Raw genomic sequence first — 25,547 nt, forward strand, 5'->3', positions numbered from 1 at the left:
TTCACCGGGGGCAAAGCGCGAGTTACACGATGCGGCGGGCTTTACCGCGCCGCACCTGACAGTCAGGCGTGACGATGACCGTGCCCTCTGTCGCCCATCGAGCGCGGCTCGTCGTATTCCTGCGAAATGTCCTTGTTCGTGTAGTCGCCGAGTCGCGAAGCGGCGAACAGGCTGAGCACTCCGCAAACGAACACGTAAACCGCGATTGCGTAGCCGGAATGATAGTAAGCGAATAGTGCGGTCGCGATCAGCGGCGCAGGACCGCCCGCGATCACCGAGGCCAGCTGATAACCGAGCGACGCCCCGCTGTACCGTAGCCGCCCCGTGAACGACTCTGCGATCAGTGCGGCCTGAGGGCCGTACATCATCGAATGCGGCACTAGCGAGAGTACGATCGCCAGGAAAATTAACGTCGGATTGCGGGTGTCGACCATGGCGAAATAGACGAAACCGAACAAGCCCGCTGCCGCGGCGCCGATCATATACATGCGGCGACGTCCGATCAGATCGGAGATATGGCCGAACAGCGGAATGGTGCCGAATTCCAGCACCGAAGCCGCCAGCACCGCTGTCAACAACAGATCGCGCGACGCCCCGAGTGTCGTCACGCCATACGTGAAGACAAAGGCCGTGAAAATGTAGAACGGCGCTTGCTCCGCCATGCGTGCCACGGCCGAAAGAAGAATGTCTTTCGGCTGGCGGCGCAAGACTTCGAGCATCGGTGTCTTTTCGATCTTGCGCTCAGCGAGAAGCTTCGCGAAGATCGGCGTCTCCAGGATGTTCAGCCGGATATAAAGCCCGATCCCCACCAGCAGGATGCTCAGAAAGAAAGGCACACGCCAGCCCCACGTGACGAAGGCGTCGCCGGAAATCGCGCTCATTGCCAGCACGGCTAGATTAGCGAGGAACAACCCCGCGGGTACGCCAAACTGCGGCCACGATGCGACGAAGCCACGATGCGCATTGGTGCGGGCCCATTCCATCGACATCAACACGGAGCCGCCCCACTCGCCACCCACCCCGACGCCTTGAATGAAACGCAGCACGGTAAGCAGCACCGCGCCCCAGATGCCAATAGACGCGTACGTCGGAACAAATGCCACGGCGAATGTGGCAAGTCCCATCAGCAGGAGCGTGACGATTAAGGTAGCCTTGCGCCCTATTCGATCGCCATAGTGTCCAAAAATGGCAGCACCGACCGGCCTCGCGATGAAGCCGACCGCGTAGATCAAGAAAGCTTGAAGTGTGCCGACCAATGGGTCCGATTGCGGGAAGTACAGCTTCGCGAAAACGAGACCCGTAACCGTACTGTAGAGAAAGAAGTCATACCATTCGATCGTAGTACCGATCGTACTGGCGACGACGGCGCGACGGAGTTGCCGCCGCGCGTCCTCTTCGGAGAGGGGCGCAGCCCCCGGTTGAGTGGCAGTCATTTGGCATCCCCTGATAAAAGGGCGACATTTGATATTGACCGCTGAGACGCGCAGAGGTTCCGGCTATGTCGCTGCTTGATCAGATATGCTTACTAACGGCGTGGCATTGCTAATGCTCATGTGCTTTGGTCGATCGCGAAAGCGCTTGAGGCCTGATCGGCGCATCGCGCGCTATCGGTTATCGTGTGAAGATTCGGCGCGTCCTGTCCGTCACGGGTCCGTTCTACACAAAAACCGCCGCGAGTCTCGTGAACTCGCGGCGGTTTTCTGCCGCCCGTCATTGCAATCTATACGACGACGATCGATAGTCAGTTATCGATCAGTAGTCCCACTGAACCGGCACAAAACGGAAGCCGTCGCCGTTCTTTGCGATATGACCAATGGACGGGAACGCGACATGCGCTGCGGCCAGCAGAGCGCCGGTTCTGGCGGCGTCGTTCAGCAGCGACATGCGCACGTTCACAGCTCCTTCAGGATCGTGTTCGAAGCCGTTTTGCCATTGCGGATTGTCGAAGTTGACTTCGAAAATCGCGTCGCCGACGAACGTCAGCTTCTCGCCGTTCGATGCGACGTCCACGACGCAGTGCCCCGGCGTGTGACCACCCGTTACCCGCGCCGACACGCCCGCTGCCACTTCCACGGTCTGATCGAACTGTACGATGTTTTCGCTGTATAGCTTGACGAACTTTGCAGCGGCCTTGCGCAGCGCGGGAGGAACCGTTTCCGGCATCACCGTCTTGCTGAAGTCCGGATTTTTCCAGAACTCCACTTCGGCGCGCGATACGTGAATGCGCACGTCCGGGCGCAGCCTGGCTTTGACGCCGTCAACGTTCAGTCCGCCGACGTGATCCATGTGCATGTGCGTAATCACGATATCGGTGATTGCAGCCAGGTCGATGCCAGCCGATTCCAGGCGCATCACCGACCGGCCGGCGCGAGAAAAGTATTCGAAACCATCGCCCACGCCGGAGTCGATCAGGATCAGCCGCTCACCGCTGCGCACGAGTGCGACGTTCAGTGCCCAGTCGAACATGTCACGCTGCAGGAAGCGGCCATCAAACCATTCGTTGCGGTCCGCTTCGCTCACGTTGGTAGACATGGTCGAGGTCGGCAGCGGCAGAACGCCGTCGCTGATCAGCACGACGTCGACATCGCCCACGCGCACGGCATAGCGGGAAGACACGAGTTCGCCTGCACCCTCTTTACCAAGGCCGGCGATCACGGGCTGCACATTGCGGGTTGTTTCGCTCATCTTCAATAGTCCTGTTGATTAAGTGGGGTAAGCCGCACGGTGCGGCTCACGAGCACGACCACGAATCTCGCGCGCTTCGGTTGCTCGCCTTTCGACCGAGCCTGCGACGCATTGTAGGTAGGGCCGGCGAACGCCACTAGCACTGCGAAGGTGTTCACCATGTTGTCTCGATGACAACAATCGGCGATGGACTGGTGATGAGAGCGACGCGAGTAACAGGCTTATTGAGGAGCGGTTACAGAGGACACGCGCGGCCTTGAAGTGGATGACCGCGCCACGCGATCCGGAGCAGTGGGACGATGCCTTAGGCAGGCATCGTCCGTTCCGAATGGGAGCTAACGTTGACGGCGAGCTAGAAGCGCGACTACTCCACTGCGCTCACAGTGAGGTTGCCGCCTTCGTCGAGCCATCCGGTGATCCCGCCAATCATTACTTTCACCGGCCGCCCAAGCAAAGCAAGCCGTATTGCACCACGCGTAGCGCCGTTGCAATGAGGACCCGCGCAGTACGTGACGAAGACCGTTTCAGGCGGATAGTTCACCAGCTTGGACTCGACAATTTTGCCGTGTGGCAGATTGACCGCGCCCGGCACATGACCCCGCGCGAAGAGCGTCGGGCTGCGCACATCGAGCAGCACGAATCCGGGCGTGCCGCTGGCGAGCGCGCTGGCGACATCGGAGCAATCGGTCTCGAATTGCAGCGTCGCGCGGAAGTGGGCAAGCGCGACTGCGCTGTCCGCTGGGGGCACGGCGGTGACGGCGTTGGTAGTCGACATGTTTGAACTCTGCATAAATCCTCGGATGAACATAGCGCCTGGCGATTTGATCCAGGAGCCCCATTCTGGCGTCGCGCGGCGATCCGGATAAGTGGCGCAATCGTCAATCTTCGGTAACATCACGCCATGGACAATCATCTCGTCGTTGCGCTGGCTTACGACCGGCTTTGTACTTTCGAATTCGGCTGCGTGACCGAACTGTTCGCGCTCGAGCGTCCGGAGCTCGGTGTCGACTGGTATCGATTCGGGGTTTGCGCGAGCGAGCCAGGCCCGCTCCGCGCCGCGGGCGGCATCACGGTCTCTGCGCCCTACACGCTCAAGGTGCTCGATCGCGCAGATACCATCGTGGTGCCAGGTTGGCGCGATGCGGACGAATTGCCGCCCGAGGCGCTGCTTAAGAAGATCCGCAATGCTTACCGCCGTGGAGCGCGTCTTTGCTCGATCTGCTCCGGCGTGTTCGTGCTGGCAGCGGCCGGCGTGCTCGACGGCAAGACTGTGACGACCCACTGGCGATACGCCGCGAAACTGCAGGAGCGCTACCCGCAAGTTAGAGTGCAGCCCGATGCGTTGTATGTGGACGAAGGACAGATCATCACGTCGGCAGGCTCCGCTGCGGGGCTGGACATGCTGCTCCATCTGGTGCGACGCGATTACGGTGGAGCGGTGGCAAATCGGGTTGCACAAAGGCTCGTGGTGCCGCCTCATCGGGAGGGTGGACAGGCGCAGTTCGTACCGCGTCCAATGCCGCAGGACGACAGCGGACGTCTCGCGAAATTGATGGATTGGGTGCGCCAGCATCCCGCTTTGCCGCATACGCTGCGCTCGCTTGCAGAACGGGCTGCGATGAGTCCGCGCACGTTGCAGCGGCAATTTCATGACGCCACCTGCATGGCGCCATACGAATGGCTCGTGCGTGAACGCGTGACGGTGGCCCGTGAGATGCTCGAGGCACAGTCAGCATTACCCATTGGCCGCGTCGCCGAGTTAGCGGGGTTTGGCTCGGAGGAGTCTATGCGCCGGCATTTCCGACGTATCGCGCTCACGAGTCCGGCCGCATACCGGGCAAAGTTTGGCCATGGCGCGAAGGCCCAGAATACTGGTTCTGGAATCGGGGGACGGTCGGGCGGAATTCGGGTTGACGCGCAGCGCGACTGATCGCAAATGCAATGCGCAGACAGTCAGTTGCGATACAAGGCCGACGCCGGGAAGAACGGTTAGAGGTTTTTTAACGCGGCCCGCACGAATGGGACGAATCGTGATGTAACCGGGTTTTTCTGGGCATCCGCCCACACAAGCCCTACACGCCACTTCGCGTGCGTTCCGCGCAGAGGCAGGACGGTAGCGTTCCGGAGTAAATGCTGCGCACGTGACGGCACAAATGCCACGCCGACGCCTGCGGCAACAGATGCCAACACGGACTGCACATCATCGGCTTGTTGCGTCACATTGGGTACGAAGCCCTGTTCGCGACACCAGGCGTCGACTTGCGCAGCGAGTCCGGGCCCGCGCCCACGCCGCAACGCCAGGAAACCCATTTCGTTCAGCTTGCCGAAATCGGCAGGCAAACGCACTCGCTCGAAACTAGGGGGCAACGCCAAGGCCAATGTTTCGTCAATCACGCGAACCGACGAAAGACCCTCGACCGACGGCACCCGCATGAACCCCACATCCAGCTTCCCCGACAGAATGCGGCGAGATTGTTCATCGGAAGACAGATCGCTCAATGCAATCGCAATACCCGGATATTGCTGGCGGAAGTCGGCGATGATCTGCGGCGCAATTGTCAGCACCGACAGGCAAATGCCGATTCGCAATTGCCCACGCCTGCCGCTGCCTGCCTCTCTCGCACGCGCGAGAATCTCGTCCGCATCGTCGACGAGCGCGCGTGCATCGGGCAAAAAGCTTTCTCCGAACCGCGTCAACTCTGCGCCGTGACGACCCCGTTCGAACAGCTTTGCGCCCAGACTCGCCTCGAGTGCGCCAACCTGCTTGCTCAACGCGGGCTGGCTGATGTGCAGAGCGTCCGCCGCCCGCCCGAAATGACGCAGTTCGACGACGGACAAAAACGTCCTTAAGAGCTTCAGTTCCATTCTCTACCGTTATCGTATCGATCAAATCATTCATTTTACTAATCGATGGCCGAGTTGTTCAATGCGAGTACATCTTCTCGGCGAGCGACTATCAAATGGCTTTGACAAACTCCAGGCGTCAATTTCACGGGCCTATGCCTGCAGATGTCGAGTCAGGTGACGACACGGGAGAAACTGACTCGACGCCGCGCTGTTCGGCCGGTCACGAGCGCCGCTCCCGTCGCTCTCGCCTCGCTGACCTTATAGAGGCGGAGGAAAGCCACGCTAAAGGAGGGGCGATCGCGGTGAGCTTCGCCGTCGTCTCCCGGAAGCGATGGCCGCGGTAATCGAGACCGCTCTACCGCAATGAACTTCATCGTCAGTTGAGGCGCGGCATGCTTCATGGCCATGGGCTAATGACGAGGCAGCGGACCGTCATCGTCCGCATGTGTCGGACGCCGGTTCCAGACGCGCGTTCAACTGGCCCTCGACGTGACGGCTGTCCGGCTTTCGTCGTTCCGATCCCATGGCGGCGTCCCGCCGAATGCATCGACCAGGAAATCGATCATCACCCGCACCCTGGCGCTCAGGTGTCGACGGCTTGGATACATGGCGAGTATGTCGATCTCAGGCAGGCAATACTCGGGCAACACGCGAACGAGCGTGCCGGCACGTAGGTCGTTGCCGATCAGGAATGTGGGTTGCCAGATCACTCCTTGCCCGGCGAGTGCTGCTGCGCGCGCCGTATCGCCGTTATTCGTATGCATGTGACAGTCGACCTTCACCGTGTGGGTCTTGCGGCCAGCATCGATCAGTTGCCACTCATCGCCGGTGGCCGCATACGTGTACCCGATGCAGCGATGTTCCATCAGGTCCGCTGGCGCCGCCGGCACTCCCGCGCGAGCCAGATAGTCCGGCGACGCGCACAGAATGTTCTGCGATGTCGCCAGTTTGCGGGCTGCATGGTTCGATGAACCAGCACGCGAAATGCGGATGGCGAGATCGTAGCCTTCATCGACGATATCGACGACGCGGTCGATCAGTCCAACGTCGATTTCGATGCCGGGATACTTCCGCATGAACTCCGGCCATAGCGGCGCCAGATACTGAATGCCGAAGCTCACAGGCGCGTTGATACGCAGGCGTCCGCGGGGCTGCACCGACGCCGACGACACCAGCCCTTCTGTATCGGCGACATCGTCGAGAATGGATTTGCAGCGGGCGTAAAGCGTCTCGCCGCCCTCGGTTAGAGAGAGCGTGCGGGATGTGCGATTCAACAAACGCGTGCCCAGGTGTGCTTCCAGTTCGTTCACATAGCGGGTCACGTTGGCGGGCGACGTGCCTAGCACTTCCGCCGCGCGCGCAAAGCCGCCGCGGCTCACCACGGTCACGAAAACTTCAAAGGCGCGCAGGCGATCCATCTCAACTCCGATCATTCACAAAAGCTGACTGATACGACCATGTTTTTGACCTTTCCGCTATCAGGACTGAAGCCTATATTGCTTCCACGGGCCAAGGCATAGGGCACTGGCCGAATGCATCAGGAGAGAGAACATGCAACGCTTGACCGGAAAAGTCGCTATCGTGACAGGTGCCAGTGCAGGTATTGGCCGCGCTACTGCAAAGTTGTTCGCGAAGGAGGGCGCCAAGGTCGTCATTGCCGCCCGGCGCGCGGCGGAACTCGAAGCACTGGCTGCGGAGATCGCAAGCGAAGGTGGCGAAGCCGCATATCTGGCGGGCGACGTGCAATCGGAAGACTTCGCAAAGGCGCTGGTGGAACTTGCAGTTGGGCGCTTCGGCCGTCTGGATATCGCCTACAACAACGCCGGTACGCTGGGCGAGATGGGCCCGAGCACCGGCATTTCCGAAGCCGGCTGGAACGCCGCGCTAGCGACTAATCTAACGAGTGCGTTCCTCGGAGCGAAATACCAGATACCCGAAATGCTCAAGCAAGGTGGCGGATCGATCATCTTCACGTCGACGTTCGTCGGTTACTCGTTCGCGTTTCCGGGTACCGCGGCTTACGCGGCGAGCAAGGCCGGACTGATTGGCCTGACGCAGGCGCTCGCCGCCGAATACGGCGCGCAAGGCGTGCGCGTCAACGCGGTGTTGCCGGGCGCCGTGGATACGGAGATGTATCGCGGCATGAACGACAGCGACGAATCGCAGGCATTCGTGACCGGGCTGCATGCGCTGAAGCGCGTCGCCAAGCCGGAAGAACTGGCGCGGTCGGTGCTCTATCTCGCGTCGGACGATTCGTCCTTCGTGACCGGTACCGCCTCACTGGTCGATGGTGGCGCATCCATTACACGTACGTGAACCCCTTGGCGGCATCCGGCATCAAAGCTTCGATGCCGCCGTTCTTACTTCAACCACGGAAAGGAATTCACTCATGGACTTGAATCTCACAGGCAAACTCGCACTCGTAAGCGGCAGTACAGCCGGCATCGGATTCGCTATCGCGAGCACGTTGGCGCAGGAAGGCGCACGTGTGATCGTGAACGGCCGCTCGCAGTCATCCGTGGATGACGTGGTCGCGCAACTGAAAGCGGAGACCGGCACCGACGTGCAGGGATTCGCGGGCGACCTCAGTACGGCCGCTTCGGCAGAAGAACTCGCACGACGCTATCCGAACGTGGAAATCCTGGTGAACAACCTGGGCATCTTCGAGCCGAAGCCGTTTGAAGACATCCCCGACGCGGACTGGCAGCGCTTCTTCGACGTCAACGTCCTGAGCGGCGTACGTCTCGCCCGCCTGTTTTTGCCCGCGATGAAAAAGGCCAACTGGGGCCGAATTATTTTCATTTCGAGCGAAAGCGGGGTGCAGATTCCAGCCGAGATGATCCACTACGGGATGACGAAAACCGCGCAACTGGCGGTTGCGCGCGGACTCGCGGAAGCAGTTGCGGGCACGGGCATTACGGTCAACAGCGTGCTGCCCGGACCGACGAAGTCGCGGGGAGTAGGCGATTTTGTGGAGTCTCTTGCCAAGGCCGACGGCAAGTCGTTCGAAGCGTTTGAGAAGGAGTTCTTCGAGAAGGTGCGTCCCACATCGCTCATCAAGCGATTCGGCACGCCGCAGGAAGTCGCCTCGCTCGTGGCCTATGTCGCCAGTCCGCTTGCGTCGGCCACGACGGGAGCTGCGTTGCGGGCCGACGGAGGGGTCATCAAGAGCGCATTTTAAGGGGGCGCTGGGGTTGGCGCCGGGCTCTTTGTGTGTTTGGTGGATCGCTTTTTTGGACGCAGTGGGCCTGGTTGATGCGCTTTCTTTTTGATGCGGGACGAAGCGGCATTGTCGAATGCGCATCGCCGGATTCACCTCGTCGCTCGTGCTTCGCACTTCGCTCAAGCAAGCCGATACACTGTGGATGCCGTCCCGCCGAAGAGCGCAGCACGTTCACCAACGCTGGCTTGCGCAGTCAGCCGCTTGAAGGCGTTCCAGCCGTTGCTGTACGGGTACGAGCCTTTGTCGACAGGAAAATTGCTCTCAAACATACAACGGCTCGCACCAAATGCCTCGATGCATGTATGCATCCACGGCTTCCAGGTTTCGGCTAGTTCAACAGAGGACGGCGGTCGCTCACCCTTTTCAAAGTCAAAGCCATTGATCCGCATCCCCATGCCGCCAACCTTGACATAGACATTCGGCAACTGTGCCAGTTGACGCATGGACCGCGACCAGGTTTCGAACACCTCGTTTCGCTTGTCCGCGTAGCTGGCGATGCGCACGATCCCGCCACAATGGTTAATGATGATCGGCAGGTCAGGGAAAGTCTTTGCGAGATCGTATAGTTCCGGAAGTTGGGGAAAGAACAGCCACGCGTCGTATGACAGGCCGCGTGGCGCCAGCTGCGCGACACCTTCACGATATTTTGGGTCAAGCAACAGACCGCGCGGAACCGCAGACAGCGGATTGACCAGCGTTTGATCCGCGTCCCAGGTGACCAGGTGCCGAACGCCCCGAAAGCGCCCGTTGCCTGCCTCAATGTGGGCGTCCAGAACGCTTTGCACGGCAGCGCCGCGACGAAGGTCCGCGTAACCCACGATGCCCTTTGCGACCTGTGGCGAACCGGCGGGCAGCGCCCTAACGGCGTTCGCGACATACTCCGTTTCTCCCACGGGTCTTAGCTCCTCCGGCCCCGTCTGACGGTAGCGAGTGAGCCCCTGCATAAATACGGTCGCCGTAATGTTGTGCCCGGAGCGAACGTCTACCAGATAGTCGTCGAGCAGGTAGATCCAGCCGGGACGCTCGTAGAAATGATGGTGCGCGTCGATAATCGGCATCTCCGGCTCAATCGCGGCTTCAGTTCCTGACGCGAGCCATTCCGGGCGTACCGGGAGATAGTTGCTGGTCGTCTTCATGTTGCGCGTGTCCTCTGCGGCGAACGCATACCTGGTGTCGATGGCGGAGGCCGCAACCGATGCAGCGGCAACCGCGAGGAACCTGCGTCTGCCTCGTGAATGGATCATGTCCATAGTCATTTCTCGCGGTTGAACGCATACAGCGATAGGGTCAACAGAGTCGTGATGCCGAGCACGATCGCAAGCCCCATCATTCCGGCCGTGAAGGTGCCGTAACTGTCTTTGAGGTAGCCGACCAGGTATGGTCCGGCGAATCCTCCCAATGCGCCAATCGAATTGATCAGGGCGAAGCCACCAGCCGCTGCCTGTCCCGATAGAAAACGAGCGGGCAATGTGTAGAAGATTGTTCGTCCGGCAATCGTGCCAATGAGTGCCAGGGTTACGCCGACCATTGCAGGCCCGAGTTGGTGGAAATGGGTCGATACACCAAGTGCCACGCCACCAATAAGCAGGCCGGCAGCAAGGTTCGCAATGGCGCCTCCACGGCGATCCACACGTTTGGCCCACCACAGCAGTGCGATCGTGGCAAAGAAGTAAGGCACCGCAGAGAGCCATCCGGTCTGAGCGACGGTCATCCCGTGCGCCTTGAGCATCTGGGGCAGCCAGATGCCGATCCCATACGATCCCATCGTAAAACCGAAGGAGATCAGCGCGAGAATGTAGACACGCACATCCCTGAGTGCGGCACCGAAGTGCTTTTCCTTCCGGCTAGAAGACCCTTCCCTGTCAAACGCGCCCTGAAGAGCGTCGCGCTCCGCGGGTGACAGCCATCTGGCATCGGCAGGTCGGTCTGCGAGCATCTTGAGTACGAGAAAGCCGACAACGCACGCGGGCAATCCTTCGATGATGAACATCCACCTCCAGCCTGCCAGCCCCAACACGCCATCCAAATGGAGCAGCCACGTCGAAAGCGGTGCGCCGATCAGAGAAGAAAGCGGCGTGGAGACGGTGAACCACGCCAGCACGCGGGTGCGATATTGAGCGGGAAACCACAGGGCCAGGAAGAAGATCACGCCGGGAAAAAAACCCGCTTCACCAATTCCCAACAGCAGCCGAATCACATAGAAGCTGTTCGGTCCCACAGCAAAGGAGGTCGCGGCAGCCATGAGGCCCCACGTGATCATGATGCGCGCAAGCCAGCGTCGCGCGCCGAAGCGATAGAGGGCAAGGTTGCTCGGGACTTCACAGATGCAATATCCCGCGAACATGATGCCGGCGCCCCAGCCGAATTGGGTCGCCGTGAGCCCCAGATCCTTGTTCATGGTCAGAGCGGCGAAGCCAACGCTGGTACGGTCGAGATAGTTGAAAAAGTATGCGAGCGCGAGCAGTGGAATAAAGCGCCACGCCGCTTTGCGCACCGCCTGCTGTTCGATCGAACTGGCGTTGAGGCTGTCGGAAACCATGCCGGGGGAAATTGATGTCATTGTCGTCTCCATAACTTCGCCGGTCCGCTGCAAGAATTGGCGCGGCCGGGTGATTTCTTGCGCTCAGCGGCTTCAGGCGCTGGCAAGCTCGTTTGCAGATGGGCTCGCCTGATCGCCCGGCTGCCATTCCTGACATCGGACAACGCCGGCCTCAGCCAACTGCCTCCGATCGTCGGCCGTGTATCCGAGCTCCTCGAGAAGCGCCTGCGTGTTCTGCCCGAGCGCCGGCGGCGCAGCGCGCAAACGCAGCCGTTCGCCGGCAAGGGTCAAGGGCAACAGTGCGGTTCTCGTATTAACAGGCTCTCCGGCTCCGCTTGCATCCGGCGGCAACGTGACGTCCGCGAGTCCGCCGGTGGCGAGCAGGTGCGGATCGTCAAACAAGTCCTGGGGTTTGGTGATCGGGGCGTAAGGCAGCCCAATCCGCTCAAAAATCTGGCTGATCTGCGCCGCGCTGAACCGTTCCATGTGCTTGCGCAACCGGGGCAGCAACCACTCCCGCGCCTGAACTCGCTGGTTGTTGGTGGCGATCCGCTCGTCCGCTTTGAGGTCATCCAGCCCGAGCGCATCGCAGAAGAGCGCCCACTGGGTGTCAGACACCACTGCAAGAAATATCTGCTCCCCATTCTTGACCGAGAACACGTCATAGACGGCCCATGCCGAGATGCGGCTTGGCATCGGCGCAGCGGCTTTGCCAGTGACTGCAAACTGCATCATGTGCTGCGCGACGAGAAACACGTTGTTTTCGAACAGCGCGCTCTGCACTTCCTGACCATGGCCCGTGCGTTCACGCTGAGCGAGTGCGGCCATCGCACCGATGGCGCCGAACATGCCGCCCATGATGTCGTTGACACTCGTCCCAGCGCGCAGCGGACGTCCTTCGGGGCCCGTCATATATGCGAGGCCGCCCATCATTTGCACGACCTCGTCCAGTGCCGTGCGATGGTCGTAAGGCCCCGGGAGAAATCCTTTGTGCGAGACGTAGATAAGGCGTGGATTGAGCTTCGACAGCGCGGCGTAATCGAGCCCCAGCTTGTTCATAGTTCCAGACTTGAAGTTTTCGCTGAAGATGTCGGCGCTGCCCAGCAGCTTGTGCACGATTTCCAGCCCACGTGGATCTTTTACGTCGACGGCGATGCTTTTCTTGTTGCGGTTGAAAGTGCTGAAGAAGCCTGCGCCGGAGCCTCGGAGGGCACGCGTGCTGTCGCCAGCAATCGGCTCGACCTTGATCACCTCTGCTCCCAGATCTGCGAGCACCATCCCGCACGTAGGAGCCATCACCATGTGGGTCATCTCGATCACACGGACGCCGCTATACGGCAGCGATTGATTCTGCTGCAGATCATTCATTGCGCAACTCCCTTCAGACAGCCGTCGGGCTGCACAGCGCTCGGGCTACGGCCGTCGGCATACTTGAATCCCTTAGGAAGGCCGGCGTCCTGAACGTGTCCGTATAAAGCTTCTCCGGGTAGGGCTTCGCTCAGGATCGAGCGCGCTGCTACGAGAGCATCAATGTCAATCCCGGTGTCGTGTCCCATGGATTCGAGGAGAAACGCGAGGTCTTCGGTCACGATGTTGCCGGTCGCCCCTGGAGCATATGGACATCCGCCAAGACCGGCCTGGCTGGAGTCGATCGTCTTCACTCCCGCCTCGAGTGCCGCCACTACATTGGCCAAGCCTTGCCCGCGTGTGTTGTGAAAGTGGGCACCACCCGCCTTGCTGCCGAACTCACTTTGCAGACGCCGGAACAGACGACGCACCTGCGTAGGGTTCGCGTAGCCGCTGGTGTCCGACAGGCCGATTTCATCGACACCGCACTCCGCCATTGCCGCACACATGCGAATCGTCTCATCGTCGCTAACCGCGCCCGCGATCGTGCAGCCGAAGGCCACTGAAACGCCGGCTTCGATTGCAATGCCCGGAAACTCACCATCTCGCAACGCGACGATCTGCCGGACCTCTTCGATCATCTGGCCGGTCGTCTTGCGGATGTTGGCCATCGAATGCTCGTTGGTTACCGATACCGGCAAGGTCACTTTGTGGACACTGGATTCGAACGCCGCCCGGCAACCGCGAAGATTCGGTGCAAGGACGGCAACGTGCAGACCGGGAATAGTCAGGGCGTGTGCCACGACGTCCCGTATGTCAGCCATCTGGGGCAGCAGTCTTGCTGGCACGAACGAACCCACTTCTATTTCTTTGAGCCCCGCTGCGGCGAGTGCCGAGATCCACCGCAACTTCGCCTGCGTTGGCATGATGCTTTTGATGCTTTGAAGGCCGTCGCGCGGACCAACCTCGCTGATCATCACTGGAAAAGAGGGAGAGACATCCACGATATGCTCCTTTCGTTCTGCCTGAGAGAACGCCGTTCTGTTGTTGAAAACTATACGGTTGAAGCGTAGGCTGATCAAGCGAGTAAACCCGCCGGACTGATCTGTTTAACGGAATATTGTTCTGTTAGACAGAACGATGGCGAGGTATTTAGCGCGTTTCTGGATCCATAGATCCGTCGGTGCCAATCGAGCCTGCAGGTATGAAGACGGCCCAGCGCCGCTGTTGGCCGTGACTTGCTGCCTGATGGCTTGCAAGGTTTCACCCGTGACGCTTCCGCAATTGACGCGCGGCAAGCGAGTGTCTAGGATGGTTCTGTCTAACAGAACGGTATTCGGAATGCCCTCGAACGATGACGAAAAAGGCGGCGTGGCGGCACTCGACCGGGCGTTTGCCATTCTCGGAGTTTTCCAACCGGGCGAACGTGCGCTTTCCCTTGCGGAAATCGCTCGACGCACTGGCTTCTACAAAAGCACTATCTTGCGATTAATAGGTTCACTGGAACGTGGCGGTTTTATCCGCAGACTCGAGGACGGCAACTACTCGATTGGTCCTGAACCGCTCAGACTCGCGCAGATATTCCAGGAGTCGTTTCACATCCGCGAGGTCATTGAGCCGGTACTCCGGCAACTTTCTGCGGACTCCGGAGAGACGTCATCGTTCTATGTACGTCAAGGTGACTATCGCGTCGTTTTACATCGGGTCGAGCCGTCGCGGTCGGTACGTGTGTCGATCCGCGAAGGCGAGCGTTTTCCAATCGGTCGCGGTGCGTCAGGAAAGATTCTCATCGCGTTTTCGAAACCCTCCCGGGCGAGTCATGATGCCGTGCGCGAAAGGTTGTGGGCCTTGTCTTATGGAGAACGGGATCCAGACACCGCGGCCGTGTCGGCTCCTGTGCTTGGTCCAAATAACGAACTTGCGGGCGCCTTGACATTGTCCGGCCCGAAGGATCGGCTCGGAGCCACTGAGACAATGCGAGCTGCCTGCCACCTGTTGCTGACCGCTGCAGCAAGGGCGACCGCTGCCTTGGGAGGAGATCATCGAATCTTCGCTTATGGAATGGCACTCGCCGCGCAGTTCGACTTTCCGCCGCCCACCGAAGTCCAGAAAGCCTGAGTGTGCGGTGACGGCTTATCGCGCGAAAACGGGTACCGGGGTGGCGATACCACGTTTATCGTGACTGGCCGTATATGGCCGACCACTGCCTCGCGCAATCGCGCGGCCCATGCCAACTGCCACGTTGGCGATGCTTGCTTATCGTGATCGTCATGGGCACATTGACGCGCAACTATCCGATACCGGATCTGATGAGCGAACCGGTTTGAGGCGGCTCAACTCACGATTGATTGGCGCTGCCGGTCGCCGGCGTCGGCAAGAAACGGTGCGATGTTCGACATCGCGCGCTCGACGTAGATCTCCTTTTCACCCACGGGCGCCACGTAGTGAATCGCGTTGCGCGCAGCCTCAACGCCCTCCAGACGCGCAATCACCCACGCCGCCAGGTATTGCGACGACAAACATCCCCCCGCCGTTGCCACGTTCCGGTTCGCCACGAACGGCCGATCGATCACTGCGACGCCGGCCTCCTCGACCCACGGCTTCGTGGTTGAGTCCGTACAGGCAGGCACGCCGTCGAGCAGCCCGAGCTTCGCGAGAATCAGCGTCCCCGAGCATTGCGCGCCCAACAGTTGGCGTTGCGGATCGAACGCGAGCCGCGACATCAGCCCCGTATCCGCCGCCACATCCCGCGTCCGGACGCCGCTGCCCACCAGCACGGCCTGCGCGTCCCGGGCCTCGTCCAGCGACGCTTGCGCCTCGACAACCACACCGTTCATCGACCGGACATGCGACGACGGGCTCGCTATCGACACCCGCCAGCCAGGTCTTTTGACCCGATTCAGAATATTGAGCGCAATCAGCGAGTCGAGCTCGTTGAACCCGTCGAAGGTCAGAATGGCGATGTGCATGGCTTGCTCGCTGAATAGGGGTGAATTTGCATCGTAGATCCGGGTATCAATACAATCAAATAATTGTCATGGATACATTTCGATGCCCGAGCTCCGCTACAAACATCTCGTCGATCGATTGGCGGCCGAGATCCGCGCAGGCCGCTTGCAGCCCGGAACAAGATTGCCCACCCACCGCGAACTCGCCGCGCGCGAAGGCATCGCGTTGGTGACGGCCACGCGCGTCTACGCCGAACTTCAGTCGATCGGCCTCGTGAGCGGCGAAACGGGGCGCGGTACGTTCGTGAAAGAGCCGCTGCCCCGTGGCGAAGGGATCGACTTGCATGCGTGGGACGCCGACACCGTCGATCTGAGCTTCAACTATCCGGCGAGTGCCGGTCAGGTTGCCTCGTTCAGGACGGCACTGCGCGACCTCGCGGGCGCCGGCGACCTGGCGGCGCTGCTGCGCTACCAGCCCCACGGCGGCCGCGAGCACCAACGCGCGACCGTCGCACGCCACCTCGCCGGAGCGGGATTGAGCGCCACGCCCGACACCGTCCTGCTCGTGAGCGGCGCACAGCATGGACTGGCGACGACCACGCTGGCGTTGCTGGAGCCTGGCGACGTGGTGGCCGTGGACTCGCTGACCTATCCGGGATTCAAACTGGCCGCCGAGATCAACCGGCTGGAACTCGTCGCGGTCCCGGCGGCGGGAAACGGTCCGGACCTCGACGCGCTGGCGGCGCTTTGCAAGCGTCGGCGTGTACGCGCTGTCTACACGATGCCGACGTTGCACAACCCGCTCGGCTGGGTGATGAGCGCGACGCGCCGGCGTGAGCTGGTCGCGATTGCGCGGCGGCACGGACTACTGATCATCGAGGACGCCGCTTACGCGTTCCTTGTCGAAAACGCGCCACTGCCGCTGGCATCGCTCGCGCCTGAGTTGACCGTGTACGTGTCGAGCCTGTCGAAAAGCGTCGCGACCGGGCTTCGTGTCGGATTCATTCATGCGCCGGCCAGCTTCGTTTTAAAGCTCGAACGAACCATCCGGGCAACCACCTGGAACACGCCGGCGACCCTCACGGCGATCGCATGCGGCTGGCTCGAAGACGGCACGGTCGACCTGTTCGCGGCCGACAAACGCCGCGACGCCGCGGTGCGCCAGGCGATGGCCACTCGTTTGCTGAGCGGCGTGAAACGGATCGGTCATCCGGTCTCGTACTTTCTATGGCTTCCGCTTGCCCAGGAAGTGCGCGCGGACGCGATTGCCATGGCCTTGAGGCGCGAGAAGATCGCCGTTTCGACTGCGTACCCGTTCGCCACGTCGCCGCATGTGCCGCACGCGATCCGGCTCGCGCTCGGCTCGGTGGGCTTGACGACGCTCGAGCAGTCGCTGCAGACGGTTGCGCGGGTCATCGCCGATCAGACCTACTGACCGACGACAGTGCGACGCCGCGCTCGTCATCCCAGCGCGGCCGATCGCGCGTTGCGGCGTTTTGCCTGTGCCGGTTGCCAGAACGCCCGGGTAAACGCATCCACACATTTGCTTGACACCTAAACTATCTAGGCCTAAATTAACTCCACGAGCAAGTTCACAGTGGGGAGCAGCATGCGCATTGTCTGTATCGGCGGCGGCCCGGCCGGGCTGTACTTCGGCTTGTTGATGAAAAGCCGCGACCCGGCGCACGAGGTCATCGTCGTGGAACGCAATCGCCCGTACGATACTTTCGGCTGGGGCGTAGTGTTCTCGGATCAGACGCTGGGCAACCTGCGCGCCGCCGACGCCCCCAGCGCAAACGCCATACTCGACGCGTTCAATCATTGGGACGACATCGAAATCAATTTCCGCGGACGCCAGGTGCGTTCGTCCGGCCACGGGTTTTGCGGCATTGGTCGCAAGCGTCTGCTGAACATCTTGCAGGCCCGTTGCGAGGAACTGGGCGTGAAGCTCGTGTTCGAAACGCAGGTCACCGACGACACCGAATATCAGGCCGATCTCATCGTCGCGTGCGACGGAGCGAACAGCGCGATTCGTCAAAAGTACGCGTCGACCTATAAGCCCGACCTGGACATGCGCGATTGCCGCTTCGTCTGGCTCGGCACGCGAAAGCTATTCGACGCTTTCACGTTTGCGTTCGAAGAAACGGAGTTCGGCTGGTTTCAGGCGCACGCCTACCGTTTCGACGATCAAACGTCCACGTTCATTGTCGAAACGCCGGAGCGTGTGTGGCGCGCCGCCGGACTCGACGAAATGAGCAAGGAAGAGAGCATTGCATTCTGCGAAAAACTCTTCGCGAAGTACTTGGACGGCAACGCACTACTGTCGAACGCCGCGCATTTGCGCGGCTCGTCGCAATGGATTCGTTTCCCGCGTGTCGTCAACCAGGAATGGGTGCATTGGCGCAGCAATACCGACGGCACGCAAACGCCAGTCGTGCTGATGGGCGACGCCGCGCACACCGCGCATTTTTCAATTGGCTCGGGCACCAAGCTCGCGCTCGAAGATTCGATTGAACTCGCCAACAGCATCGGCGCGCATCCGGGCGATTTGCATGCTGCGTTGAAGCATTACACCGACGTGCGCAGCGTCGACGTATTGCGCATTCAGAACGCAGCCCGCAATTCGACCGAATGGTTCGAGCACGTGGACCGCTACACATCGTTCGAGCCAGACCAGTTCGCTTACTCGCTGCTCACGCGCTCGCAACGCATCTCGCACGAGAATCTGCGCGAGCGCGACGCGCGTTACGTGTCCAGCTTCGAAGATTGGCTCGCACGGCGTTCAGGCGTAGAACGCGCGCCGCAAAAACATTCGATTCCGCCAATGTTCACCCCATTCACGTTGCGCGGTGTCACGTTGAAAAACCGCGTTGTCGTTTCGCCAATGGCGCAGTACTCAGCTGTCGACGGAATCGCTGGCGACTATCATCTGATGCATCTCGGCGCACGCGCAATGGGTGGTGCGGCGCTCGTTATGACCGAGATGACATGCGTGTCGCCCGAAGCGCGCATCACGCCGGGATGCCCCGGCATGTATGCGCCGGAGCACCTCGCCGCATGGAAGCGTATTGTCGATCTCGTGCACGGGCAGTCCGACGCCAGGATCGGCATTCAGCTCGGACATTCCGGCGCGAAAGGATCGACGCGCGTGGCTTGGGAAGGCATCGATCAGCCGCTCACCGAAGGCAACTGGCCGCTCATCTCGGCATCGCCGCAGCAGTATCTGCCCGGCATCAGCCAGCATTCACGCGAAGCGACGCACGAGGAGCTCCGCGAGATAGAAGCGCAGTTCGTGCGCGCGACGCAAATGTCGGCGGAAGCGGGTTTCGACTGGCTCGAACTGCACTGCGCTCATGGCTATTTCTTATCGAGCTTCCTCTCGCCGCTAACCAACCATCGCACCGATGAATACGGTGGCTCGCTGGAGAACCGTCTACGTTATCCGCTACGGGTTTTCAAGGCGATTCGCGCAGTGTGGCCGCAGGACAAGCCGATTTCCGTGCGCATTTCAGCGAACGATTGGGTCGAAGGCGGCACCACGCCCGACGACGCCGTGCAGATCGCACGCGCGTTCAAGGCGGCGGGCGCAGACATGATCGACGTCTCGTCGGGCCAGGTCAGCAAGAACGAAAAGCCCGTATACGGCCGCATGTTTCAGACGCCGTTCGCCGATCGCGTGCGAAACGAAGCCGGCATCGCGACTATTGCGGTGGGCGCGATTTCGGAGGCGGATCACGTGAACAGCATTATCGCGGCCGGTCGCGCCGATCTGTGCGCGATCGCGCGTCCGCATCTCGCGAATCCATCGTGGACTTTGAACGAGGCCGCGAAGATCGGCTACTTCGACGTGACATGGCCGAATCAGTACACCGCCGCAAAGTCGCAACTCGAACGCAATCTGGAACGTGAACGCGCACAGGTTGCGGCAAATGCCGGCCTCTCGGCGCAAGAGCGCGCGCAGCGCGCGGAAGGAACCACGTGAACTCGATTCAATCTCCCCTTGCGGGACAACACGCCGTTGTTACTGGCGGCGGAAGCGGCATCGGCGCGGCCATTGCGGAGGCGCTGCTGCAGGCTGGCGCCCGCGTTACGCTGATGGGCCGCAATGCCGAACGGCTAGAGACTCAGCGTGCAAAAAGCCGCGCATGGGGCGACGTTGCATGCATTACCGTCGATGTCACGCAAGAAGAGTCCGTTGCAAAAGCGTTCAACGAAGCTGGCGCCGTCGACATACTCATCAACAACGCAGGGCAGGCACAGGCCGCGCCGTTCACGCATACCGACATGACGCTATGGCAGCGCATGCTCGACGTGAACCTCACCGGCGTTTTCCTCGGCACGCGCGCCGTGCTGCCGGGCATGCTCGAACGCAGACATGGGCGCATCGTCAACGTGGCGAGTACGGCGGGACAAATTGGCTACGCGTATGTCGCCGCATATTGCGCGGCGAAGCACGGCGTGATCGGTCTCACGCGCTCTCTCGCGCTTGAAGTTGCCACGAAAGGCGTGACGGTCAACGCCGTTTGCCCCGGCTATACCGAGACCGAACTGCTGCACGCGTCGCTGCAGCAGATCACCAGCAAGACGTCGCGCACGGAGGAGCAGGCTCGCGAAAGCCTGCTTCGCTCGAATCCGCAACATCGCTTTGTGAGTCCAGAACAGGTTGCGAATGCCGTGCTGTGGCTGTGTCAACCGGGTTCCGATGCAATCACGGGGCAATCCGTTTCCATCTCCGGTGGAGAAGTAATGTGACCAGGCCAGCCAACGTCAAGAAGATTGCAGCAAACGATGCAAAGGCAACAGAAACGAGAGCGCAGCGCAAAGGCGTTGCGAAGCCTGCGGAGAACGTCGTGGATCTGGAAATGAGCACCGGCGCGGACAGCCACATGGGCTTACGCTTGTGGCTGCGCATGTTGACTACGACGAACCTCGTGCAAGCCGAATTGCGCAAACGTCTGCGTACCAAATTCGACACTACGTTGCCGCGCTTCGATCTGATGGCCCAACTCGAACGTCATCCAGAAGGACTCAAGATGACGGAACTGTCGCGACGTCTGATGGTGACGGGCGGCAACGTGACCGGCATTACTGATCAGCTGGAGAAAGAAGGTTTGGTCTCTCGCGATACCGACCCTAACGACCGCCGCTCAATCAGCGTATGCCTTACTCCCGCAGGCCGCAAAGCGTTCGACAGAATGGCGGTCGCGCATGAGCAATGGGTCGTTGAATTATTCGGCGGACTTAGTCTCGAGGAAAAGTCGCGCACGCACCAGCGGCTCGGCAAATTGAAGAAACATCTGCTGGACAGTTTGAAAGACTAACGCCCAGCGACAGGAGACACGAACATGCCACATTCAAACGCCGACGCGCTGTTGGCCGGTAATCGCCTGACACTCGCAGGTTACGAAGCGCAGCACTTCGGCTGGTCGGTCGCGAACAAAGTCGCGACCATTACGTTGAACCGGCCGGAGCGCAAAAATCCGCTTACCTTCGAATCGTATGCCGAGCTGCGCGATCTGTTTCGCCAGCTCACGTATGCGACCGATGTGAAGGCCGTTGTGATCCACGGCGCGGGCGAAAACTTCTGCTCGGGCGGCGACGTGCACGACATCATCGCACCGCTGATCGACCTGCCGATGCCTGAACTGCTCCTCTTCACACGCATGACGGGCGACCTCGTCAAAGCCATGCGCCATTGTCCACAGCCGGTGATTGCAGCGGTCGACGGCGTTTGCGCCGGCGCGGGCGCGATTCTCGCGATGGCCTCGGACATGCGTCTCGGCACTGCACGCAGCAGGCTCGCGTTTCTGTTTTCGCGCGTCGGCCTGGCGGGTTGCGATATGGGCGCGTGCTCGATCCTGCCGCGCATCATCGGTCAAGGGCGTGCCGCCGAACTGCTCTTCACGGGGCGCTCTGCCAGCGGCGACGAAGGCTACGCATGGGGCTTCTATAACCGGCTTTGCGAGCCTTCTGCACTTCTTGAGGACGCGCAACAGCTCGCCGCCGATCTCGTCGCCGGTCCGACATTCGCGCACGGCATCACGAAGAAGATGCTGCACCAGGAATGGAGCATGAGCATCGACGAAGCGATCGAATCCGAAGCACAGGCTCAAGCCATTTGCATGAGCACTCGCGATTTCGGGCGCGCTTATCAGGCGTTCGCCGCGAAGTCGCGCCCCGTCTTCGAGGGAGACTGAGGTGAGCGCAGAAAGAGACGTTGATCTGCACAGTGCGCTCGCGTGGCCTTTTTTCGAACCACGTCATCGCGAACTGGTTGCCGGTATCGAAGCATGGTGCCGCTCGAATTTGTCGCATGTTGAACACGGCGATGTCGATTCGACCTGTCGTCAACTGGTGCGCGAACTCGGCGCCGCCGGCTGGTTGAAATATGGCGTGGGCGGCGTGGCCTATGGCGGCCACGGTGACACGATCGACACGCGCGCCGTCTGTCTGCTGCGCGAAACGCTAGCCAGGCATTCGGGCCTCGCCGACTTCGCTCTCGCGATGCAAGGGCTTGGCTCCGGTGCGATCTCGCTTGGCGGCACGCACGAACAGAAAACGCGCTACTTGCCGCGCGTGGCGAACGGCACCGCCATTGCGGCGTTCGCGTTGTCAGAACCGGAAGCCGGATCGGACGTTGCGGCAATGTCGCTCGCTGCACGCGAAGACGGTGACGCCTACGTGCTGGACGGCGATAAAACGTGGATCTCGAACGGTGGCATCGCCGATTTCTATGTGGTCTTTGCGCGCACCGGAGACGCGCCCGGCGCGCGCGGCATTAGCGCGTTCATTGTCGATGCGGATACGCCGGGACTGGAAATCGCCGAACGCATCGACGTAATTGCGCCGCATCCGCTGGCGCGCCTGCATTTCGCAGGCGCGCGCGTGCCGCGCAGCCAGATGCTCGGCGCACCCGGCGAAGGTTTCAAGCTCGCAATGCGCACGCTCGACATTTTCCGCACGTCCGTGGCGGCTGCCTCGCTCGGCTTCGCCCGACATGCAATGGCCGAAGGACTGACGCGAGCCGCATCGCGCAAGATGTTCGGTCAGACCTTGGGCGATTATCAACTCACGCAAGCGAAGCTCGCACAAATGGCGTTGACCATAGATAGCAGTGCGCTGCTCGTGTATCGCGCGGCATGGTTGCGCGACCAGGGTGAGAACGTGACTCGCGAAGCAGCCATGGCCAAGTGGCACGCGAGCGAAGGCGCACAGCAGGTGATCGACGCCGCCGTTCAGCTTCACGGCGGCATGGGTGTGCAAAGCGGCGTCGCGGTCGAACTGCTGTACCGCGAGATTCGCGCACTGCGCATTTACGAAGGTGCGACGGAAGTACAGCAATTGATTGTGGGCCGCGATCTGTTGAAAGAGCATGCGGCGACAAGCGCTGGAGAACGCGCAAAATGACCACGCACTTCGAAAGGCCGGTACGTATCCGCTTCTCGCACTGCGACCCTGCGGGGATCGTGTTCTTTCCGCAATATCTGGTGATGACCAATGCCCTTGTGGAAGACTGGTTCAACGAGGGTTTGCACGTCGACTACTCGCAGATGATCGGCCAGCGCCGCCTCGGCCTGCCGATCGTCAAACTGGACTGCGAGTTTTCGCGCCCAAGTCAGATGGGCGAAACAATCATGCTGACGCTAACCGTTGCCGCAATCGGCCGGCGCTCGATCACCATCGATATTCTCGGTCACTGCAACGGCGAGGCGCGGTTTAGAGCAAAGCAGGTGCTCGTCACAACCTCGCTGGAAAGCGGCCGCTCGATCGACATTCCCACCGACATCGCCGGCTCACTGGCGAAGTTCGCCCCACAGCCTGAACTCAGCGAGGCGCAACGCACATGAAAAAAGCTCTTCTCCCCGCCGGCTGGGTCAAGCCGCGCGGTTATGCGAATGGCGTCGCGGCAGTCGGCACGCAAGTTTTCATTGCCGGCCAGATCGGCTGGAATGAAGAAGCGCGCTTTCAAACCTCGGACTTCGCCGGCCAGGCTATCCAGGCACTCAAGAATGTACTGGCCGTGCTGCACGAAGCGGGCGGCAGGCCAGAGCATCTTGTGCGCCTGACGTGGTACGTCACGGATAAGCGCGAGTACCTCGATTCGTTAAAAGAAATAGGCCGTGCGTTTCGCGAGTTGATCGGCGACTACGACATCGCAATGAGCGCGGTGCAAGTGGTCGCGCTGATCGAAGACGAAGCCAAGGTCGAAATCGAAGCAACGGCAGTCATTCCGCAGTAAGGACACGCAGCCCTCGTCAACTGAAGCGCATAGAGCCGGCTTGAAACCGGGGAGACCACGATGGAACCGTCAGCACACGTCGATACTTTCGCGCGCGACAATCTTCCGCCGCAGGATCAATGGCCTGTATTTCTGCTGGACAATCCGGATGTCGCTTATCCGGCGCGTTTCAACTGCGCGACGGAGCTTCTGGATAGGACGATCGAAGCGGGTCATGGCGAGCGTGCAGCTATCTGGTCGCTGGTTGACAACGAGCCGCGTGCTACGAGCTACAAAGAATTGCTTGCGATGGTCAATCGCAGCGCGCACGTGCTTGTCGATGAAATGGGTTTGCAACCGGGCAATCGCATTCTGTTGCGAGGGCCAAATACATTGCAAATGGCGGTTGCTGCACTCGCCGCGCTGAAAGTGGGCCTGGTTGCCGTGCCGACCATGCCGCTGCTGCGCGCGAAAGAGTTGAAGCAGATCATTGCAAAGGCACAAGTAAGCGCTGCGCTCTGCGATGCACGCCTGACCGAAGAACTCGCGCGTTGCAACGATCCTCAGGACGAATTTTATTGTGCTGAGCTGAAGCAAACGCTGCTGTTTCATGACGATGCAGTGGATTCACTCGACACGCTTGCGATCAACAAGCCCGCTGACTTCGACGCATGCGATACGGCAGCCGACGACGTGTGTCTGATCGCCTTCACGAGCGGCACGACGGGCGCGCCGAAAGGCTGCATGCATTTTCATCGCGACGTGCTCGCCATGTGCGATCTGTTTCCGCGTCATGTGCTGAAGCCTTCGGCGAGCGACATATTTTGCGGCACGCCGCCGCTCGCTTTCACCTTCGGGCTCGGCGGCTTGCTGTGTTTTCCGTTGCGCGTGGGCGCGTCGACGGTATTGATCGAGAAGCTCACGCCCGAGACGTTATTGCAGACCGTCGAGCGCTTTCACGCGACCATCATGTTCACGGCGCCCACTTTCTATCGGCAGATGGCACCGCTCGTCGCGCGTCACGATGTGTCGAGCTTGCAGAAAACCGTGTCGGCCGGCGAGGCGTTGCCCGATTCGACACGGCGGCTGTGGCGCGACGCTACTGGCATCGACATGATTGACGGTATCGGCGGCACCGAGTTGATCCACATTTTTGTTTCGGCGCAGGGCGACGAGATTCGTCCGCATGCAATTGGACGCGCGGTGCCGGGCTACATCGTGCAAGCCGTGGACGACGCAATGCAACCCGTTGCGCCCGGCACGATAGGCAAGCTAGCGGTGCGCGGGCCGACAGGTTGCCGTTATCTCGCAGACGAACGGCAAATGAAATTCGTGCGCGACGGCTGGAATTTGCCGGGCGATTCGGTATATCTCGACGCGGACGGCTATGTTTTCTATCAGGCACGCGCCGACGACATGATCGTCTCAGCCGGCTACAACATTTCGGGTCCTGAGGTAGAAAGCGTTTTGCTGCAACACGAAGCGGTGGCCGAATGCGGCGTAATAGGCGTGCCGGATGAAACGCGCGGACAAATCGTGAAGGCCTTCGTGGTGCTGAACCCCGGCTACAGCCGCGACGACAATCTCGTCGCGCAACTGCAGGACTTCGTGAAGAATACGGTGGCGCCTTACAAGTATCCACGCGTGGTCGCTTTTGTCGATTCACTGCCGCGCACCGAAACAGGCAAACTCAAGCGCTTCGAATTGCGTACGATGGCGTAGCCTCTTCCTCGCTTCCTC

24 protein-coding genes are annotated in these 25,547 nt (G+C 60.7%); 13 read left to right on the forward strand and 11 right to left on the reverse strand.

The window, feature by feature from the left end:
- Positions 1 to 62: 62 nt before the first annotated feature.
- The 4 genes from J2W46_RS21970 to J2W46_RS21985 form a co-directional block, all read right to left on the reverse strand.
- Positions 63 to 1,433 (reverse strand): MFS transporter, encoded by a 1,371-nt coding sequence (locus J2W46_RS21970; RefSeq protein ID WP_088175533.1) that lies wholly within the window; start codon positions 1,431 to 1,433, stop codon positions 63 to 65.
- A gap of 319 nt (positions 1,434 to 1,752) precedes the next feature.
- Positions 1,753 to 2,685 (reverse strand): MBL fold metallo-hydrolase, encoded by a 933-nt coding sequence (locus J2W46_RS21975; RefSeq protein ID WP_310356088.1) that lies wholly within the window; start codon positions 2,683 to 2,685, stop codon positions 1,753 to 1,755.
- 2 nt (positions 2,686 to 2,687) lie between these two features.
- Positions 2,688 to 2,846, reverse strand: a complete 159-nt coding sequence (locus J2W46_RS21980; RefSeq protein WP_020068773.1) for a hypothetical protein — start codon at positions 2,844 to 2,846, stop codon at positions 2,688 to 2,690.
- 203 nt (positions 2,847 to 3,049) lie between these two features.
- Positions 3,050 to 3,460, reverse strand: a complete 411-nt coding sequence (locus tag J2W46_RS21985; RefSeq protein ID WP_374726856.1) for a rhodanese-like domain-containing protein — start codon at positions 3,458 to 3,460, stop codon at positions 3,050 to 3,052.
- 126 nt (positions 3,461 to 3,586) lie between these two features.
- On the opposite strand from J2W46_RS21985, the gene ftrA reads away from it, so the two are divergent.
- Positions 3,587 to 4,615 (forward strand): transcriptional regulator FtrA, encoded by a 1,029-nt coding sequence (gene ftrA, locus J2W46_RS21990; RefSeq protein ID WP_310356093.1) that lies wholly within the window; start codon positions 3,587 to 3,589, stop codon positions 4,613 to 4,615.
- A 59-nt stretch (positions 4,616 to 4,674) separates the two neighbouring features.
- Here ftrA and J2W46_RS21995 read toward each other — a convergent pair whose 3' ends face one another.
- Both J2W46_RS21995 and J2W46_RS22000 read right to left on the reverse strand, forming a co-directional pair.
- Complete coding sequence (locus J2W46_RS21995; protein ID WP_310356095.1) at positions 4,675 to 5,550, reverse strand: LysR family transcriptional regulator; 876 nt, start codon at positions 5,548 to 5,550, stop codon at positions 4,675 to 4,677.
- 455 nt (positions 5,551 to 6,005) lie between these two features.
- Positions 6,006 to 6,950: a LysR family transcriptional regulator gene (locus J2W46_RS22000; protein ID WP_310356098.1), complete on the reverse strand. Its 945-nt coding sequence runs from the start codon at positions 6,948 to 6,950 to the stop codon at positions 6,006 to 6,008.
- 133 nt (positions 6,951 to 7,083) lie between these two features.
- Between J2W46_RS22000 and J2W46_RS22005 the strand changes: the two genes are divergently transcribed.
- Positions 7,084 to 7,848, forward strand: a complete 765-nt coding sequence (locus J2W46_RS22005) for an SDR family oxidoreductase (RefSeq protein WP_310356100.1) — start codon at positions 7,084 to 7,086, stop codon at positions 7,846 to 7,848.
- 73 nt (positions 7,849 to 7,921) lie between these two features.
- Entirely contained in the window at positions 7,922 to 8,713 is a 792-nt protein-coding gene (locus J2W46_RS22010) for an SDR family NAD(P)-dependent oxidoreductase (RefSeq protein WP_204523263.1), read from the forward strand.
- A 161-nt stretch (positions 8,714 to 8,874) separates the two neighbouring features.
- Here the strand turns inward: J2W46_RS22010 and J2W46_RS22015 are convergent, their stop codons facing one another.
- The 4 genes from J2W46_RS22015 to J2W46_RS22030 all read right to left on the reverse strand — a co-directional run bounded on the left by J2W46_RS22015 (position 8,875) and on the right by J2W46_RS22030 (position 13,618).
- Positions 8,875 to 10,005 (reverse strand): amidohydrolase family protein, encoded by a 1,131-nt coding sequence (locus tag J2W46_RS22015; RefSeq protein WP_310356106.1) that lies wholly within the window; start codon positions 10,003 to 10,005, stop codon positions 8,875 to 8,877.
- 2 nt (positions 10,006 to 10,007) lie between these two features.
- The gene (locus J2W46_RS22020) at positions 10,008 to 11,315 is read right to left on the reverse strand and encodes an MFS transporter (RefSeq protein ID WP_131316566.1); all 1,308 of its coding nucleotides are present in this window, start codon (positions 11,313 to 11,315) and stop codon (positions 10,008 to 10,010) included.
- A 72-nt stretch (positions 11,316 to 11,387) separates the two neighbouring features.
- Positions 11,388 to 12,662 carry a CaiB/BaiF CoA transferase family protein gene (locus tag J2W46_RS22025; protein WP_310356109.1) on the reverse strand — a complete coding sequence of 425 codons (1,275 nt, stop codon included), beginning with the start codon at positions 12,660 to 12,662 and terminating at the stop codon, positions 11,388 to 11,390.
- Entirely contained in the window at positions 12,659 to 13,618 is a 960-nt protein-coding gene (locus J2W46_RS22030; RefSeq protein ID WP_310356360.1) for a hydroxymethylglutaryl-CoA lyase, read from the reverse strand. The genes J2W46_RS22025 and J2W46_RS22030 overlap by 4 nt, the downstream gene beginning before the upstream one ends.
- Positions 13,619 to 13,982: 364 nt before the next feature.
- On the opposite strand from J2W46_RS22030, the gene J2W46_RS22035 reads away from it, so the two are divergent.
- Complete coding sequence (locus tag J2W46_RS22035) at positions 13,983 to 14,759, forward strand: IclR family transcriptional regulator (RefSeq protein ID WP_310356113.1); 777 nt, start codon at positions 13,983 to 13,985, stop codon at positions 14,757 to 14,759.
- Positions 14,760 to 14,974: 215 nt separating this feature from the next.
- Here J2W46_RS22035 and J2W46_RS22040 read toward each other — a convergent pair whose 3' ends face one another.
- Positions 14,975 to 15,610, reverse strand: a complete 636-nt coding sequence (locus tag J2W46_RS22040; protein WP_310356117.1) for a DJ-1/PfpI family protein — start codon at positions 15,608 to 15,610, stop codon at positions 14,975 to 14,977.
- An 82-nt stretch (positions 15,611 to 15,692) separates the two neighbouring features.
- Between J2W46_RS22040 and J2W46_RS22045 the strand changes: the two genes are divergently transcribed.
- From J2W46_RS22045 to J2W46_RS22085, 9 genes are all read left to right on the forward strand, one after another.
- Complete coding sequence (locus tag J2W46_RS22045) at positions 15,693 to 17,024, forward strand: aminotransferase-like domain-containing protein (RefSeq protein WP_310356120.1); 1,332 nt, start codon at positions 15,693 to 15,695, stop codon at positions 17,022 to 17,024.
- Positions 17,025 to 17,198: 174 nt separating this feature from the next.
- The gene (locus J2W46_RS22050; protein ID WP_310356123.1) at positions 17,199 to 19,571 is read left to right on the forward strand and encodes a bifunctional salicylyl-CoA 5-hydroxylase/oxidoreductase; all 2,373 of its coding nucleotides are present in this window, start codon (positions 17,199 to 17,201) and stop codon (positions 19,569 to 19,571) included.
- A complete protein-coding gene (locus tag J2W46_RS22055; protein ID WP_131316558.1) occupies positions 19,568 to 20,341 on the forward strand; it encodes an SDR family NAD(P)-dependent oxidoreductase in 774 nt (257 codons plus the stop codon). Before J2W46_RS22050 ends, J2W46_RS22055 begins: the two co-directional genes overlap by 4 nt.
- Positions 20,342 to 20,364: 23 nt before the next feature.
- Complete coding sequence (locus tag J2W46_RS22060) at positions 20,365 to 20,910, forward strand: MarR family winged helix-turn-helix transcriptional regulator (RefSeq protein WP_374726857.1); 546 nt, start codon at positions 20,365 to 20,367, stop codon at positions 20,908 to 20,910.
- 24 nt (positions 20,911 to 20,934) lie between these two features.
- The gene (locus J2W46_RS22065; protein WP_310356129.1) at positions 20,935 to 21,786 is read left to right on the forward strand and encodes an enoyl-CoA hydratase family protein; all 852 of its coding nucleotides are present in this window, start codon (positions 20,935 to 20,937) and stop codon (positions 21,784 to 21,786) included.
- A 1-nt stretch (position 21,787) separates the two neighbouring features.
- Positions 21,788 to 22,996: an acyl-CoA dehydrogenase family protein gene (locus tag J2W46_RS22070; RefSeq protein WP_310356132.1), complete on the forward strand. Its 1,209-nt coding sequence runs from the start codon at positions 21,788 to 21,790 to the stop codon at positions 22,994 to 22,996.
- Positions 22,993 to 23,436 carry an acyl-CoA thioesterase gene (locus J2W46_RS22075; RefSeq protein WP_310356134.1) on the forward strand — a complete coding sequence of 148 codons (444 nt, stop codon included), beginning with the start codon at positions 22,993 to 22,995 and terminating at the stop codon, positions 23,434 to 23,436. Before J2W46_RS22070 ends, J2W46_RS22075 begins: the two co-directional genes overlap by 4 nt.
- On the forward strand, positions 23,433 to 23,828 hold the full coding sequence (locus J2W46_RS22080; protein WP_310356135.1) for a RidA family protein: 396 nt from the start codon (positions 23,433 to 23,435) through the stop codon (positions 23,826 to 23,828). The genes J2W46_RS22075 and J2W46_RS22080 overlap by 4 nt, the downstream gene beginning before the upstream one ends.
- Positions 23,829 to 23,888: 60 nt before the next feature.
- Entirely contained in the window at positions 23,889 to 25,529 is a 1,641-nt protein-coding gene (locus J2W46_RS22085) for an AMP-binding protein (protein WP_310356137.1), read from the forward strand.
- Positions 25,530 to 25,547 lie beyond the last annotated feature (18 nt).

The sequence above is a fragment of the Paraburkholderia strydomiana genome (genome assembly GCF_031456815.1).
In the GTDB taxonomy this organism is placed as follows: Bacteria; Pseudomonadota; Gammaproteobacteria; order Burkholderiales; family Burkholderiaceae; genus Paraburkholderia; species Paraburkholderia caledonica.

Excerpts from the sequence above, each read along its gene's own strand:
- J2W46_RS21995 (WP_310356095.1), bottom strand. The coding sequence starts at position 5,550 with ATGGAACTGAAGCTCTTAAGGACGTTTTTGTCCGTCGTCGAACTGCGT.
- J2W46_RS22080 (WP_310356135.1), top strand. The coding sequence starts at position 23,433 with ATGAAAAAAGCTCTTCTCCCCGCCGGCTGGGTCAAGCCGCGCGGTTAT.
- J2W46_RS22005 (WP_310356100.1), top strand. The coding sequence starts at position 7,084 with ATGCAACGCTTGACCGGAAAAGTCGCTATCGTGACAGGTGCCAGTGCA.
- J2W46_RS21980 (WP_020068773.1), bottom strand. The coding sequence starts at position 2,846 with ATGGTGAACACCTTCGCAGTGCTAGTGGCGTTCGCCGGCCCTACCTAC.
- J2W46_RS21985 (WP_374726856.1), bottom strand. The coding sequence starts at position 3,460 with ATGTCGACTACCAACGCCGTCACCGCCGTGCCCCCAGCGGACAGCGCA.
- J2W46_RS22025 (WP_310356109.1), bottom strand. The coding sequence starts at position 12,662 with ATGAATGATCTGCAGCAGAATCAATCGCTGCCGTATAGCGGCGTCCGT.
- J2W46_RS22030 (WP_310356360.1), bottom strand. The coding sequence starts at position 13,618 with ATGATCAGCGAGGTTGGTCCGCGCGACGGCCTTCAAAGCATCAAAAGC.
- J2W46_RS22010 (WP_204523263.1), top strand. The coding sequence starts at position 7,922 with ATGGACTTGAATCTCACAGGCAAACTCGCACTCGTAAGCGGCAGTACA.
- J2W46_RS22085 (WP_310356137.1), top strand. The coding sequence starts at position 23,889 with ATGGAACCGTCAGCACACGTCGATACTTTCGCGCGCGACAATCTTCCG.
- ftrA (WP_310356093.1), top strand. The coding sequence starts at position 3,587 with ATGGACAATCATCTCGTCGTTGCGCTGGCTTACGACCGGCTTTGTACT.
- J2W46_RS22050 (WP_310356123.1), top strand. The coding sequence starts at position 17,199 with ATGCGCATTGTCTGTATCGGCGGCGGCCCGGCCGGGCTGTACTTCGGC.
- J2W46_RS22020 (WP_131316566.1), bottom strand. The coding sequence starts at position 11,315 with ATGACATCAATTTCCCCCGGCATGGTTTCCGACAGCCTCAACGCCAGT.
- J2W46_RS21970 (WP_088175533.1), bottom strand. The coding sequence starts at position 1,433 with ATGACTGCCACTCAACCGGGGGCTGCGCCCCTCTCCGAAGAGGACGCG.
- J2W46_RS22045 (WP_310356120.1), top strand. The coding sequence starts at position 15,693 with ATGCCCGAGCTCCGCTACAAACATCTCGTCGATCGATTGGCGGCCGAG.
- J2W46_RS22000 (WP_310356098.1), bottom strand. The coding sequence starts at position 6,950 with ATGGATCGCCTGCGCGCCTTTGAAGTTTTCGTGACCGTGGTGAGCCGC.
- J2W46_RS22035 (WP_310356113.1), top strand. The coding sequence starts at position 13,983 with ATGCCCTCGAACGATGACGAAAAAGGCGGCGTGGCGGCACTCGACCGG.
- J2W46_RS21975 (WP_310356088.1), bottom strand. The coding sequence starts at position 2,685 with ATGAGCGAAACAACCCGCAATGTGCAGCCCGTGATCGCCGGCCTTGGT.
- J2W46_RS22015 (WP_310356106.1), bottom strand. The coding sequence starts at position 10,005 with ATGGACATGATCCATTCACGAGGCAGACGCAGGTTCCTCGCGGTTGCC.
- J2W46_RS22075 (WP_310356134.1), top strand. The coding sequence starts at position 22,993 with ATGACCACGCACTTCGAAAGGCCGGTACGTATCCGCTTCTCGCACTGC.
- J2W46_RS22065 (WP_310356129.1), top strand. The coding sequence starts at position 20,935 with ATGCCACATTCAAACGCCGACGCGCTGTTGGCCGGTAATCGCCTGACA.
- J2W46_RS22040 (WP_310356117.1), bottom strand. The coding sequence starts at position 15,610 with ATGCACATCGCCATTCTGACCTTCGACGGGTTCAACGAGCTCGACTCG.